The sequence below is a fragment of the Actinomadura sp. 21ATH genome, from assembly GCF_041951345.1.
Lineage (GTDB): Bacteria > Actinomycetota > Actinomycetes > Streptosporangiales > Streptosporangiaceae > Spirillospora.
Map to the genome: position 1 here is coordinate 193271 of NZ_JBGNUR010000007.1, position 12925 is coordinate 206195.

A 12925-nucleotide genomic window follows, 5' to 3' on the forward strand; every position below is an offset into this window, starting at 1 on the left:
GCGGGCCTGCGAAACTGGCGCCGGCGATGCGTCGCGCCGCGAGAGCCGCAGGTACTCTCACGGCGAAAAGATATGGCGCCAGATATTTTCTTGGCAAGGGTCCCGGCGACATCCGTGGCGGCCGGTCCCCGGCCGGCGCGCTCGCCACGGCCACGGCCCCGTGGGCGTGGACCCGCGGCCGAGGGCCGAGGACCGGACCCGTGGAAGGGAGAACGATGCCCGCACCGGACGCGTCGGCGACCGCCCGGCTCGCCGTGTTCGCGCCCCTGGAGAACCGGGGCCGGGCGGAGACCATCACCCGCCGGCTGGCCGACGCGATCTCGCTCGGGCTGCTGGCCGACGGCGAGCAGCTGCCCAGCGAGCCGGACCTCGCCGCGCAGCTGGGGGTGGCCACCGTGACCGTCCGGGAGGCGCTGAGCGACCTGCGCGCCCAGGGCCTGATCGTCACCCGGCGGGGGCGGGGCGGCGGCAGCTTCGTGAAGGCCCCGCAGCGGGCCGAGACCGCCGGGCTGCTGCGCCGCCGGCTGGCCGACCTCACCGTCGCCGACCTGCGCGACCTCGGCGACCACTACGCCGCGCTGGCCGCCGGCGCGGCGCTGCTGGCGGCCGACCGCGCCTCGCAGGACGACCTGGGCCGGCTCGGCGAGGCCGCCGACGCGTTCGCCGCGGCCACCGGCCCCGGCCGCCAGCACCACACCGACGGGCGCTTCCACGTCGAGGTGGCCGCCGCGGCCCAGTCCGCCCGGCTCACCCGGGAGGAGATCCGGCTCCAGAGCGAGATCGGGCCGCTGCTGTGGCTGCCGGGCGCCGACGAGCGGACCCGGCGCCGGCTGGACCGGCAGCACCGCGAGATCGTCGCGGCGATCGCCGCCGAGGACGGCGACCGCGCCGCCGCGCTCGCGCGGCGACATGTGGCCGAGTCCGTCGAACGACTTGTGGAGCTGCATCTCGGTCTCGTAGAACCGTGAAGCGCACCGACCACCGACACCGACGACCATCGAGACCATCGAGACCATCGAGACCATCGAGACCGACGACACCATCGAGACCATCGCCGACGCCGGGGGCTCACCAGTGAACCAGCGACTCGCCCAGACCGCCGGCCACGACGTCGGCGAGGTGTTCGACGCCGTGCTGCGCTCCGTCGAACGGCTCAGCGCCACCGTGGTCGGCCTCGTCCGGGAGCACGGGCGGCCGGCCCGCCGCGACCTGGAGCCGCTGCGGCTGGAGATCCTCGGCGTGCTCGGCGGGCACGCCCCGCTGGTCACCGGGACGGGGTACGTGGCCGCGCCGGACGTGCTGGCGGACGCGCCGCTGTGGCTGGAGTGGTGGCAGGCCGGCGACGGGCCCGATCCGGAGCGCCTGGTCGTCGACCTCGACCCCGACAGCCTGGGCTTCTACGACTACACCGGCAAGCCCTGGTACACCGTCCCGGCCCGGACGGGCGCGGCCAACGTGCACGGGCCGTACGTCGACTTCCACGGCACCGACCAGTACATCCTGACGATGTCGGCGCCCGTCCTGGACGCCGGGCGGTACCTCGGCATCACCGGGGCCGACCTGTACCTGCGCCGGGTGGAGAAGGCCGTGCTGCCGCTGCTGCCGCCGGGCGCGATCCTGCTCAACTCGCAGGGCCGGGTGATCATCTCCCGGTCGGCGCGGCACGTGACCGGCGCGCTCCTGCGCCGGCTGGACATCAGGGCGGTGGAACGCACCGGGGCGCCGGTCGAGGTGGAGGGCGGCGGCGTGCTGGCGCCGTGCGGCGAGCTCCGCCTCTACCTGCTCACGCCCTAGCCGCCGGCGTTCCTGCGGCGGCGGGGGCGCGGGGCGCTCTTCGCGACGGCGTCCTTGATGGTCCGCTCCAGCAGCGCCAGGGCGGCGGCGATCTCGTCGCGGTGCTCGCGGTCCAGGCCGTCCAGCAGGGCCTCCTCGTTGGCCAGGTGCTCCGCGAAGACCTCGTCGATCAGCTCGATCCCGGCCGGGGTCAGCTCGGCGAACATCACCCGCCGGTCGCCGGGGTGCGGGGTGCGGGTGATGAGCCCGGCCTTCTCCAGGCCGTCGAGGCGGCCGGTCATGGCGCCGCTGGACAGCAGCGACGACTCGGCCAGCTCCGAGGGGGTCTTGCGGTACGGGGGGCCGCCGCGCCGCAGGTTGGCCAGGACGTCGAAGGACCTCGGCGTCAGCCCGTACGGGGCGAGGTAGCCCTCCAGCTCGTGCCGCGCGAGCTCGGCGACGCGGCGCAGGCGGCCGAACACGCCGATCGGCGACGGGTCGAGGTCGGGACGTTCCCGCCGCCAGTCGTCGAGGACCTTCTCGACCGTGTCCATGGCACCGTCCGTGTGGTGTGCGAGCCGGGCTGAGCGGGCTCGTCCGGGGTGGGGGGCGCCGCCCGCCGGGCGGCACGGGGGAAGCCTAGCGGAAAACCACACGACCTAAGATACCTTGACACAAGTAATTTGACTCCCAGATACTTCGCCCCAAGTAAACGCGCTCTGATGGGGTCACCATGCACACAGTCGTTGCCACTTCCCGCCCGCGCCGGCGCCGGATCGTGGCGGGCGCCGCGCTCGCCGCGGCCGCCGCCCTGACGCTGGCCGCGTGCGGCGGGTCGGGAACGGAGAAGGACGCCGACGGGAAGATCAAGCTCGACGTCCGTACCGACGTGTTCTACACCGGTGCCGTCCTGCCCCTCGTCGCCGGTGTCGACCAGGGTATCTACGCCAAGCACGGGCTGAACGTCACGCTCAACCCCGGCAAGGGCTCGGCCACCACGCTGCAGACCGTCGCCAACGGCTCCGACGACCTCGGCTACGCCGACGCGGGGGCGCTGGTGCAGGCGGCGGGCCGCAACATGCCCGTCCAGATGGTGGCCGGCATGGTGCAGCGCTCCCCGCTGGCGATCTTCGCCAAGAAGGACTCCGGCATCCGCACCGCCAAGGACCTGGCCGGCAAGTCCGCCGGGTACACCGCGGGCTCGGCGCCCGAGACGGTCTTCCCGGCGTTCGCCAAGGCGGCCGGGCTCGACCCCGACTCGGTCACGCTGAAGAAGGTCGACGTCCCTGCCCGCGACAGCCTGTTCGTCCAGGGCACCACGCAGTTCACCTTCGGCCTGCTGAACGTCACCGAGCCGAACATGAAGGAGAAGTGCAAGTGCGACCTGGTCGCGCTCGGCTACGCCGACGCGGGACTGGACGTGCTCAGCTCCGGCATCGTCACCTCCGACAAGTTCGCCGAGGAGAACCCGGACGCGGTGCGCAAGTTCCTCGCCGCGACCGCCGAGGCCGTCCAGGCGACCAACAAGGACATCGACGGGGCGGTGGCCTCGTTCTTCAAGGTGGCCACCACCAGCACGCTGTCCAAGGACGTGGTCAAGAAGCAGTGGGAGGCGTCCAACGCCCTGCTGACCACCGCCGCCACCAAGGGCCAGCCGTTCGGCTGCACCGCCGAGGCGGACTGGAAGAGCACGATCAAGGTCATGGAGCAGTACGGCGGCGTGGAGGCCGGCAAGCTCTCGCCCGCCGACGTGGCCAGCAACGCGCACCTGGCGAAGTGCGCCGACAGCCTCGGAGGGAAGTAGCCGATGACGGCCGCGACCAAGGAAGCGGCGGGGACGCGGACCCCGTACGTCGAGTTCGACCGGTTCACCAAGTCGTTCGGTACCGCGGGCGGCGTCGTCACCGCGGTGAACGAGATGTCCTTCAAGCTCGACCGCGGCGAGTTCCTCGCCATCGTCGGGCCCAGCGGCTGCGGCAAGAGCACGCTGCTGATGGCGCTGGCCGGGCTGACCCAGCCGACGTCCGGGCAGGTGCGGGTGCAGGGCGAGGCCGTCCTGGAGCCGTACACCGACCTCGGGATCGTGTTCCAGAACGCCGAGCTGCTGCCGTGGCGGACCGCGATGCAGAACGTCCTGCTCCAGTCGGAGATCCGGCGCGCCCCCAGGGCCGCGGCCGAGGAGCGCGCGAAGGAGCTGCTGGCGCAGGTCGGGCTCGGCGGGTTCGAGGACCACTACCCCGAGGAGCTGTCGGGCGGCATGCAGCAGCGGGTGGCGCTGTGCCGCGCCCTGCTGCACGACCCCGACATCCTGGTGATGGACGAGCCGTTCGGCGCCCTGGACGCACTGACCCGCGACCAGATCCAGATCGACCTCCAGCGGCTGTGGATGGAGCGCCGCAAGACGGTCGTGTTCGTGACGCACAGCATCGACGAGGCGGTGTTCCTGGCCGACCGGGTGCTGGTCTTCTCGCCGCGGCCGGCGAACATCGCCGCCGAGTTCCGGGTGCCGCTGGAGCGGCCGCGGCCGCTGAGCGCGCGCAGCGGCACGGAGTTCACCGACCTGGTCGGCGAGATCCGCGGCGTCTTCGAGACCCTCGGCGTTCTGACGGAGGAGGGCAAGTGACCGCGACGCGGACCGGGAACGCGAAGAAGGCCGGGAAGACGGAGAGGCCCGGGAAGGCGGGCAAGGCGGCCCCGGCCGCGGCGGTCGCGCCGAAGCGGAGCTGGGTGGAGTCGCGGTTCGCCGACTGGGCGCTGCCGATCGTGCTGGTCGTGCTGGTCGTCGCCGGCTGGCAGGGCCTGGTGTCGTTCGGCGGGGTCGAGGAGTACGTGCTCCCGGCGCCGGGCGACGTGGTGGCCAAGATGTTCGGCGACTTCGGCGTGTTCGCCGAGGAGTCGGTGCCGACGATCATCGCGATCTTCGTCGGGTTCGCGCTGGCGATCGCGGTCGCGCTGCCGATCGCGGTCGGGATGGTCTACAGCGCGATCGTCCGCAAGGCGATCTACCCGCTGCTGATCATCGCGCAGGTGGTGCCGAAGGTGGCGATCGCCCCGCTGTTCATCATCTGGTTCGGGTTCGGCCAGCTGCCGAAGATCCTGATGGTGGCGCTGATCTGCTTCTTCCCGGTGGTGATCGACTCGCTGGTGGGCTTCCGCGCGGCGCGGCCGGAGAGCCTGATGCTGGTGCGGTCGATGGGCGCGAGCCGGTGGCAGGCGTTCTGGAAGATCCGCTGGCCGTGGGCGCTGCCCAGCATCTTCGCCGGCGTCAAGGTCGGCATCACGCTGGCCGTGGTCGGCGCGGTGGTGGCCGAGTTCGTCGGCGCCGACACCGGCCTCGGCGTGCTGCTGATCACCGCGCGCGGCGACATGGACAGCCTCACGGTGTTCGCGTCGATCGCCTGGCTGACCGTGATCGGCTTCGTGCTGTTCCTGCTGGTCGAGGTGCTGGAACGGGTCCTCGTGCCGGGGAAGAAGAGCGGCCGCCGGTTCGAGGCGTCGGGGGCGCTGTGACGAACGGCTCCCAGCGGGCCGTGGTGTACGCCGGACCCGGCCGTGCCGTCCTGGGCGAGGCTCCCATGCCCGCCCTGGAGGTGCGGCCGGGTCCCGGCGTGCTGCCCCGGCGCTGCGACCACGGCGTGATCGTCCAGACGCTGGCGACCTGCGTGTGCGGCTCCGACCGGCACACGCTGCACGGGCCGGGCGCCGTCCCCGGCATGGTGCTGGGGCACGAGCTGACCGGCGTCGTGGTCGAGGCGGGCCGGGACGTCGAGCGGGTACGGCCCGGCGACGTGTGCTCGGTCCCGTTCAACGTGGCCTGCGGGCGCTGCGCGAACTGCCGCGCCGGGCTCACCGCGCACTGCCTGGCCGTGAACCCGTCCCGGCCGGGCGCCACGTACGGGATGGGCGAGGGCTTCGGCGGCTGGGCGGGGCTCCAGGCGGAGTACGCGCTGGTGCCGTACGCCGACTTCAACCTGCACGTCCTGCCCGACCCGGACCAGGCGCGCGAGCGGCTGCTGGACGTGGCGCTGCTCGGCGACGTGCTCCCGACGGGGTACCACGCGGCCAAGGGCGCCCGGGTTGGCCCCGGCTCGACCGTCTACGTCGCCGGCGCCGGGCCGGTGGGCCTGGCGTGCGCGGCGGCCTGCCGGCTGCTGGGCGCGGCGCTGGTCGTGGTCGGCGACTTCAACGCCGAGCGGCTCGCGCACGCCCGCGCGGCCGGCTTCGCGGCCGCCGATCTCGCGGCCGGCGGGCTGCCCGACCTGATCGCGGAGATCGCCGGCGTCCCGCACGTGGACGCGGGGATCGACTGCGTGGGCGCGTCCGGCGTCCGGGCCGCCGCGCTGAACGACGTCGTCTCGGTCGTCCGGCCGGGCGGCGCGATCGCGATCCCCGGCGTGTATCCGGCGGGCCCTCCCGGCGAGCGTCCCGGGCTGGAGGTGTGGCTCGGCGGGATCTGGTCCAAGGCGATCACGGTGACCTCCGGCGCGACCCCGGCGCGGCGCTATCAGGACGAGCTGGCGTCCGCCGTCCTGCGCGGCGGCCTGGCCATCGGCGACGCCGTGCGCGCGACCGCGGTGCCGCTGGACGAGGCGGCCGGGGCGTACGAGGAGTTCGGCGCGGGGGCCGGGAAGAAGTTCGTGCTCATCCCCTGAGGGCGGGAACGCGAGAGGGCCGGGGCCGCTGGACGGCCCCGGCCCTCTCGCGTTCCCGCGTTCCCGCTCTTCTCAGTCGCGGGTGACGCCGTGCATCGGGGAGGTCGGCGGGTAGGTCGGCAGCTGCGGCTTCTGCGCACCGATCACCACGCAGAACAGCGCGTCGGTGTCCCCGATGTTGCGCAGGCTGCGCGGCACCCCCGCCGGCACCCGGATCAGATCCCGGTACCCCAGCACCCGCGAAGCGGTCCGGGTGCCGTCCTCCACATCGTGAACGGTCACCTCCAGCTCACCCTCCAGGACGAAGAACACCTCCTCCACGTCATGGTGGGTGTGCTCCGGCCCGATCGCCCCCACCGGCAGCCGCATGTTGGAGAACGTGAAGTGCTCCGACGGCAGGATCCGCGCGTCCGTCTCGTGGTTCCCGGTCGCACCCGAGCCGATGTAGCGGATCTGCGCCCGCTTGAACTCCTCCCCCGCCTTGGCCTGGAACCCCAGCGTGTCCCAGTCCTCCAGGCGGCTGTCCCGGCTGGCGATGCAGCCGTCGATCAGCTGGTCCAGATCAGTCATGGCAGTTCCCCTTCGTTCAGTGGTCGGAGTGGAGGAAGTCGCGTACGGCCCGGGCGAACTCCGCGGGCCGCTCCTGGTTGGACAGGTGGCCGGCGCCGGGGATCTCCGCGTAGCGGGCCCCGGGGATCGCGGCGGCGATCAGCCGGCTCTCGGCGGGCGGGCAGACGGCGTCGTGCTCGCCCACGAGGACGAGAGTGCGGGCCCGTACCTCGCCGAGGCGGGGGCCGTGGTCGGTCGCGGCCATGGACTCGGCCGCGTGGCCGTACCCGGGCATGCGGATCGCGGCGGCCATCGCGGCCGCGACGGCGTCCACCTGGGCGGGGGTCGCCGCGGGCGACAGCAGCCGGGCGGCGCGCCTGCGGGCGAACGCGGCGGGTCCGGTCTCGGCGAGCTCGGCGCCGCGGGCGCGCATGGCGGCGGCCTTCTCCGGCGCGGTGCCCGAGCCGCGGGTCGAGTCGGCGAGGATCAGCGAGCGGAGCCGGTCCGGGTGCCGGAGGGCGATCCGGGTCGCGATCACGCCGCCCCAGGAGACGCCGAGGACGTGCGCCCGGCCGATGCCGAGATCGTCCAGGATCGCGACGGCGGCGTCGGCGTAGCCGTCCATGCCGGGCGGGCCGTCGGGGTCGGGGGCGGCGGCGTAGCCCGGGGCGTCCCGGGCGATCACGCACAGCCGGTCCGCCAGCAGCGGGGTGATCGCGTCGAACGAGGCGCCGCTGGAGCCGATCCCGTGCAGGCACAGGAGCGGGGCGCCCGTGCCGGTGTCCCTGATCATGCGCGGGGCGCCGGTCATGCGACCCGCCAGGAGGCGCCGAGGTCCGCCAGGGTCCGCAGTACGGCGTACGGCACCAGCCCGCTGGTGGCCGGGTTGTCGGGGTCGGGGAGGTTGGCCAGCTCGAAGCGGTACTGCCCGACCGCCCCGGCGAACTCCACGACGTGCCGGGTCATCGAGGCGCAGGGGTCGGCGACGAGGCGGACCTGGACGGCGTCCCAGTCCCCCGCCGCGAGCGCGAGCGTCGCGGCCACGTTGGCGTTCTTGGGGAACCTCTCGGCGGCCTCGCGCGCGGCCCCGTCGTGCAGGACGACGGGCTCGTCGCCCGGCTTGAGGGAGCGGAGCCGTTCCGCGAAGCCGTCGTCCATCCAGGGCTGGATCAGCGAGGCCGGCGCCTTGGACGAGGTCAGCCGGACCGCGGTGAGGGGGCCGCCGATCGCTGCCGCGCGGACGACGTCCAGCCCGCCGAGGGCGCCCTGGCACACCAGGAGCCGCCCCTTGGCACCGCTCAGCCGGCCGAAGAGCGCGTCGTCGGCCAGGGCCCCGACCGACACCGCGACCAGGTCGCGGCCGGCGTCCAGGATGTCCGGCCCGTACTGGCGCAGAGCGCCCTGCCCGGCGGCCTCCACGACCACGTCGGCGGATTCGACCAGTTCCCGCACGTCCTCGACGCGCTCGGGCACGGTCCCGGCGCCGCGCCGCAGGACGGCCGACAGCTCGGCCCCGGGCACGCCGCCCTCCCGCAGCACCCCGGCGACCCGCGCCCCGATCGCTCCATGCCCGAGCACCCCGACCCGCACGGCCCCTCCGTCAGTAGCTTGGTTCGTTAATAGCTTGGAACGAAAATACTTGGTTCAAAAGTATCCGGGTGCGGGCGGGCGCGCAAGACGGCCGGCGAGGAGACGGCAAGAGTCGGTACAGAGACGACAAAAAGGGCGGATCCCCGCTAGGAGATCCGCCCTGTGGCCTTCGGACGCGGTCAGTCGAGTTCGAACCAGGTGTGCAGGCGGCGGTCCTCGACGAAGTGGCCCGACCGGTCCGCCATCGTCTCGATCAGCATCACGCCGTACCCGCTGCCCCGCAACTCGCCGCCCTCGCGGCGGGTCGGGAGGGTCGGGCTGCCGTCGTCCACGACCTCGCAGCGCACCGCGCCGCCGCACTCGGACAGCGTCAGGGTGAACTTCCCGCCGAACCGGGACCGCGAATGCTGGACGCTGTTGGTGCACGCCTCGGAGACCAGCAGCTCCACCGTGTCGGTGCGGTCGCCGTCCGGCAGCGTCTCGGTGGCGAAACGCCTGGCGTCCCCCACGCTCTCCGGCACGGCGGCGAGCGTGATCGTGCCGATCACCGTCCAGTCGCCCACGCGTCCATCCCCCCATGATCGCCGCCACCGTCCGCGCGCCGGTGGCCAGAGCCCGGCCCCTCCGTTATACCCAGCCCGCGGCGGGTCTGGGCGCGGGTCCACAGGTCAGAACGTACCCGCCCATACCGGATGCTCTGCCGGTGGGTGCCCCTGCCGGGCGGGGAAGGCCCGGCGGCCGGCTTCACCACCATGGGGAACGCGGTCCCGCCGTGCCCGCCCCGTGGCGGAAGACACAGCGGCGGACACGGCGGGATCGCCGTCCCAGTAGGGGTTACGCGTCCCTGCGGCGGAGGACCTGGTACCCCCCGGCGACGGCGGCCACCGCCCACGCGGCCAGGATCAGCAGGCCGAACGGCGCCGGATACGCCTCGGCCTCGCCCCGCATGAACGACGTGCCCGCGATGCCGGGCAGGAACTCCGAGGCCCGCTCGACCGCCTCGACATCGCTCGCCTGGAGGGTCGCCGGCACCACCATCAAGATCAGGAAGACCGTGATCAGCGTCCCCACCGAGCTGCGCAGCATCGCCCCCAGGCCCAGCGTGAACACGCTGATCAGGCCGAGGTAGGCCCCCACGGCCAGGACGTCGCCGAGCCAGGTGGCGGGCTCGAACTCCCCCCAGCGCCCGAGCAGCGGCGCGGCGGCCAGCGAGCCGCCCGCCGCCAGCAGCGTGCCCGCCACCGCGCCGACGACGGCGGCCACCGCGGTCTTGGCCAGCAGCATCGTGCCGCGGCGCGGGATCCACTGGAGCGTCGTGCGGATCGCGCCGGTCGCGTACTCGGAGGTGATCAGCAGCATCGCCAGCCCGATGATCGCGAACTGGGCCAGGTCGACCGCGCCGAACGCGATCGTGCCGAGCCCGACCACGCCCTTGTCGTCGGCCGGATCGTCGTTGCCGTTGGCGTTCACCGTGAAGATCGCCAGCTGGAGGCAGGCCGCGCCCATCAGCGCGCCCGCCCCGACCAGGCTCCACCACGTGCCGCGGACCGACCATGCCTTGGTCCACTCGGAACGGACGGCGCCGGGCAGCCCGCCCCCGGCCCGCGCCCCGTCCCCGGCCCGCGCTCCTCCCTCTGTCAGCACCGCGGTCATCGGGTCGCTCCTTCGGGCGCGGCGTACTCGACGCTGCCGGCGGTCAGTTCCATGTACGCCTGTTCGAGGGTGGCGTCCTGCGGGCTCAGCTCGTACAGCGGGACGCCGAGCCGGAACGCGAGATCACCGACCGGGTCCACCTTCGTGCCCGACAGCAGCAGCTCGCCGGGCGCGACCTCCTCGGCGGCGACGCCGTGCGGGGCCAGCTCGGCCGCCAGCCTCCGCAGCCCCTCCGGCTGCGGACCCCGGACCCTGACCCGCCGGCGGGAGCTGCCCGCCAGCACCTCGGCGATCGGCGCGTCGGCCAGCAGCCGGCCCTTCCCGATCACGACGAGCCGGTCGGCGGTCAGCTCCATCTCGCTCATCAGATGGCTGGACACGAACACCGTCCGCCCCTCGGCCGCCAGCGACCGCATCAGCTCGCGCACCCAGCGGACCCCGTCCGGGTCCAGGCCGTTCACCGGCTCATCGAACATCAGCACCGGCGGATCGCCCAGCAGCGCGCCCGCGATCCCGAGCCGCTGGCCCATGCCCAGCGAGAACGTCCCGGCGCGCTTCCCCGCGACCTCCGGCAGGCCGACCACGCCCAGCACCTCGTCCACCCGGGACGCGGGGATCCCGTTGCTGTGCGCCATCGCCAGCAGGTGCCGGCGCGCGCCGCGGCCGGGATGCAGCGCCTTGGCGTCCAGGAGCGCGCCCACCTGCCGCAGCGGATGCCGGTACGCGCCGTACGGCCGGCCGCCGACCAGCGCCGTGCCGGCCGTCGGCCGGTCCAGGCCGAGGATCATCCGCATCGTGGTGGACTTCCCCGCGCCGTTCGGCCCGAGGAAGCCCGTCACCAGGCCCGGTTCGATCGTCAGCGACAGGTCCCGTACGGCGGTCCGGTCGCCGTACCGTTTCGTCAGCCCGTCCAGAGTGATCATGCACTCCCCCGCTCGTCGTCTACCGCGATCACGGTAGGAAGCGGGCGGGCGGCGGCGCAGTGCCCGATCGTCCCGGGGCGCCCCCCACTTTCGTCAGGGAGCGGCGGCGTTCCCCGGGCCGCCGCACTCGAAGATCCCGTACGAGAACGCGGCGGCGGTCACGGAGTCGGCGTTCATGGTGACGCCCGCCCGTTCGACGGGGCGCGCGGCGGCGAGCTCCGGGCGCGGCAGCGGGAGCGTCGCGGGCTCGCGGCGCGGATTGACGACGACGAGGTAGCGGCCGCCGCGCACGTACGCGAACGGGAACCCGTCGTCCAGGATCTCCACGTCACCGCCGCCGCGCAGCTCCGGCGCGGCGGCGCGCAGGGCGATGAGGCGGCGGACGAGGTTCAGCAGCGAGTCCGGGTCGGCGCGCTGGGACGCCACGTCGGGACGGTCCGGATCCGGGTCCAGCGGCAGGTAGAGCCGGTCGGCCGCGGCGGTCGAGAACCCCGCGTTCGGGCCGGCGTCCCACTGCATGGGCGTCCGCGAGCCCGCCCGGTTGTAGCGCGGCCCGAGGCGGCTGCCCTCCACGTCGGGCAGGCCGGGAACGAAGCGCATCCCGATCTCGTCGCCGTAGTAGATCGCCGGCAGCGTCGGCCACGTCATCTGCAGCACGAACGCGGCGGGCAGCTGCTCGCGCGTCCGGGCGCCGCAGGCCAGCCGGGCGAAGTCGTGGTTGGAGGTCGGCAGCGAGACGTGCCCCGGACCGCCGATGACCCGGGTCGCCTCCCGCCACGCCTCGACGAACGGCCGCGGCGAGCCCCCGCCGCCCGCGTCGAAGAAGCAGTCGAGCGGGTCCCAGTGCTCCAGCACGGTGCCCTGGCCGTTGTTCCACAGCGACCGCATCGCCAGCCCGTCGGTCTCGCCGCCGAACTGGAGGAAGAAGTCGACGTGGAAGCCCGCCGGCACCGACACCGCCGGATCGCCCCACTCCGCCATGATCACGGCCTCCGGGTGGGCGCGGTCGAGCCAGCCGCGCAGCTCCGTCCACAGCCGGGCGGTCTCGCGCAGCCCCGGATCGTCCTTCACCAGCGACGAGGCCATGTCGACCCGGAACCCGGCGAAACCGAGCCGCAGCCAGTGGTCCATGATCTCGCGCAGCGCGGCGCGGTTGGCGCGCGGCCCCTCGGCGTCCACCGGCTGCCGCCAGGGCTGGCCCTCCTTCTCGCGCGCGTAGCCGAAGTTGAGGGCGGGCTGGGACTCGAAGAAGTTCGGCAGGTACGCGCCCGGCCGGCTCCCCGGCGACGGCACGAAGCCGCGCGGGGCCGCGCCGCCGTCCGTCCAGATGTAGCGGTGGTCGGACGGGTCGTCCGCCGAGTGCAGGAACCACGGATGCTCGTCCGAGGTGTGCCCCGCGACCAGGTCCAGCAGGACGCGGATGCCGTGCCCGCGGGCGGCCTCGACCAGCACGGCCAGGTCGTCCGCCGTGCCGTAGCGGGGGGCGACGGTGAAGTGGTCGGACACGTCGTACCCGGCGTCCCGGAACGGCGACACGAAGCACGGATTGATCCAGACCGTGTTCACGCCCAGCCAGGCGAGGTGGCCGAGCCGTTCGGTGATGCCGGCGAAGTCGCCGATCCCGTCCCCGTCGGAGTCGGCGAAGCTCTGCGGATAGATCTGGTACAGGACGGCGGCGTCCAGCCAGGACGTACCGCCGGTGCGGGAGGTAACCATCACCCGATGATTCCCACCCGGACCGCCCCAGAACGTTGACTCGTGGCGTGTCTCGCCGCCAGAGCGCCC

Annotated in this window: 14 protein-coding genes; 6 read left to right on the top strand and 8 right to left on the bottom strand. The window is 73.7% G+C overall.

All coding sequences use genetic code 11. The features are described 5' to 3' along the window. Positions 1–215: 215 nt before the first annotated feature. Both ACA361_RS22325 and ACA361_RS22330 read left to right on the top strand, forming a co-directional pair. Entirely contained in the window at positions 216–968 is a 753-nt protein-coding gene (locus ACA361_RS22325; RefSeq protein ID WP_375014590.1) for a FadR/GntR family transcriptional regulator, read from the top strand. A 106-nt stretch (positions 969–1074) separates the two neighbouring features. Beyond that, positions 1075–1794 (top strand): cache domain-containing protein, encoded by a 720-nt coding sequence (locus tag ACA361_RS22330; RefSeq protein ID WP_375014592.1) that lies wholly within the window; start codon positions 1075–1077, stop codon positions 1792–1794. On the opposite strand, the gene ACA361_RS22335 is transcribed toward ACA361_RS22330, so the two are convergent. Continuing rightward, positions 1791–2327: a MarR family winged helix-turn-helix transcriptional regulator gene (locus ACA361_RS22335; protein WP_375014595.1), complete on the bottom strand. Its 537-nt coding sequence runs from the start codon at positions 2325–2327 to the stop codon at positions 1791–1793. The genes ACA361_RS22330 and ACA361_RS22335 overlap by 4 nt on opposite strands. Positions 2328–2506: 179 nt before the next feature. Here ACA361_RS22335 and ACA361_RS22340 point away from each other — a divergent pair, with 179 nt between their 5' ends. From ACA361_RS22340 to ACA361_RS22355, 4 genes are read left to right on the top strand one after another with little or no spacing between them, the layout of a single operon-like run. Next, positions 2507–3577 (top strand): ABC transporter substrate-binding protein, encoded by a 1071-nt coding sequence (locus ACA361_RS22340; RefSeq protein WP_375014597.1) that lies wholly within the window; start codon positions 2507–2509, stop codon positions 3575–3577. Between the two features lie 3 nt (positions 3578–3580). After that, positions 3581–4396: an ABC transporter ATP-binding protein gene (locus ACA361_RS22345; RefSeq protein WP_375014599.1), complete on the top strand. Its 816-nt coding sequence runs from the start codon at positions 3581–3583 to the stop codon at positions 4394–4396. Beyond that, a complete protein-coding gene (locus ACA361_RS22350) occupies positions 4393–5283 on the top strand; it encodes an ABC transporter permease (RefSeq protein WP_375014601.1) in 891 nt (296 codons plus the stop codon). Before ACA361_RS22345 ends, ACA361_RS22350 begins: the two co-directional genes overlap by 4 nt. Further along, positions 5280–6425 carry an alcohol dehydrogenase catalytic domain-containing protein gene (locus ACA361_RS22355; RefSeq protein ID WP_375014603.1) on the top strand — a complete coding sequence of 382 codons (1146 nt, stop codon included), beginning with the start codon at positions 5280–5282 and terminating at the stop codon, positions 6423–6425. Before ACA361_RS22350 ends, ACA361_RS22355 begins: the two co-directional genes overlap by 4 nt. A 72-nt stretch (positions 6426–6497) precedes the next feature. Here ACA361_RS22355 and ACA361_RS22360 read toward each other — a convergent pair whose 3' ends face one another. The 7 genes from ACA361_RS22360 to ACA361_RS22390 all read right to left on the bottom strand — a co-directional run bounded on the left by ACA361_RS22360 (position 6498) and on the right by ACA361_RS22390 (position 12856). After that, positions 6498–6995, bottom strand: coding sequence for a cupin domain-containing protein (locus ACA361_RS22360; protein WP_375014605.1), 498 nt, complete (start codon positions 6993–6995; stop codon positions 6498–6500). Between the two features lie 16 nt (positions 6996–7011). Then, positions 7012–7785: an alpha/beta fold hydrolase gene (locus ACA361_RS22365; protein WP_375014607.1), complete on the bottom strand. Its 774-nt coding sequence runs from the start codon at positions 7783–7785 to the stop codon at positions 7012–7014. Continuing rightward, entirely contained in the window at positions 7782–8564 is a 783-nt protein-coding gene (locus tag ACA361_RS22370; protein ID WP_375014609.1) for an aspartate dehydrogenase, read from the bottom strand. The genes ACA361_RS22365 and ACA361_RS22370 overlap by 4 nt, the downstream gene beginning before the upstream one ends. A gap of 179 nt (positions 8565–8743) precedes the next feature. Then, the gene (locus ACA361_RS22375) at positions 8744–9127 is read right to left on the bottom strand and encodes an ATP-binding protein (protein ID WP_375014611.1); all 384 of its coding nucleotides are present in this window, start codon (positions 9125–9127) and stop codon (positions 8744–8746) included. A 271-nt stretch (positions 9128–9398) separates the two neighbouring features. After that, a complete protein-coding gene (locus ACA361_RS22380; protein WP_375014613.1) occupies positions 9399–10217 on the bottom strand; it encodes a hypothetical protein in 819 nt (272 codons plus the stop codon). Then, a complete protein-coding gene (locus ACA361_RS22385) occupies positions 10214–11140 on the bottom strand; it encodes an ABC transporter ATP-binding protein (RefSeq protein WP_375014614.1) in 927 nt (308 codons plus the stop codon). Before ACA361_RS22385 ends, ACA361_RS22380 begins: the two co-directional genes overlap by 4 nt. A 93-nt stretch (positions 11141–11233) precedes the next feature. Next, positions 11234–12856, bottom strand: coding sequence for an alpha-amylase family glycosyl hydrolase (locus ACA361_RS22390; protein WP_375014616.1), 1623 nt, complete (start codon positions 12854–12856; stop codon positions 11234–11236). Positions 12857–12925 lie beyond the last annotated feature (69 nt).

Coding starts and splice junctions, on each gene's coding strand:
- ACA361_RS22390 (WP_375014616.1), bottom strand. CDS start 12,856: ATGGTTACCTCCCGCACCGGCGGTACGTCCTGGCTGGACGCCGCCGTC.
- ACA361_RS22335 (WP_375014595.1), bottom strand. CDS start 2,327: ATGGACACGGTCGAGAAGGTCCTCGACGACTGGCGGCGGGAACGTCCC.
- ACA361_RS22340 (WP_375014597.1), top strand. CDS start 2,507: ATGCACACAGTCGTTGCCACTTCCCGCCCGCGCCGGCGCCGGATCGTG.
- ACA361_RS22360 (WP_375014605.1), bottom strand. CDS start 6,995: ATGACTGATCTGGACCAGCTGATCGACGGCTGCATCGCCAGCCGGGAC.
- ACA361_RS22365 (WP_375014607.1), bottom strand. CDS start 7,785: ATGACCGGCGCCCCGCGCATGATCAGGGACACCGGCACGGGCGCCCCG.
- ACA361_RS22345 (WP_375014599.1), top strand. CDS start 3,581: ATGACGGCCGCGACCAAGGAAGCGGCGGGGACGCGGACCCCGTACGTC.
- ACA361_RS22385 (WP_375014614.1), bottom strand. CDS start 11,140: ATGATCACTCTGGACGGGCTGACGAAACGGTACGGCGACCGGACCGCC.
- ACA361_RS22325 (WP_375014590.1), top strand. CDS start 216: ATGCCCGCACCGGACGCGTCGGCGACCGCCCGGCTCGCCGTGTTCGCG.
- ACA361_RS22380 (WP_375014613.1), bottom strand. CDS start 10,217: ATGACCGCGGTGCTGACAGAGGGAGGAGCGCGGGCCGGGGACGGGGCG.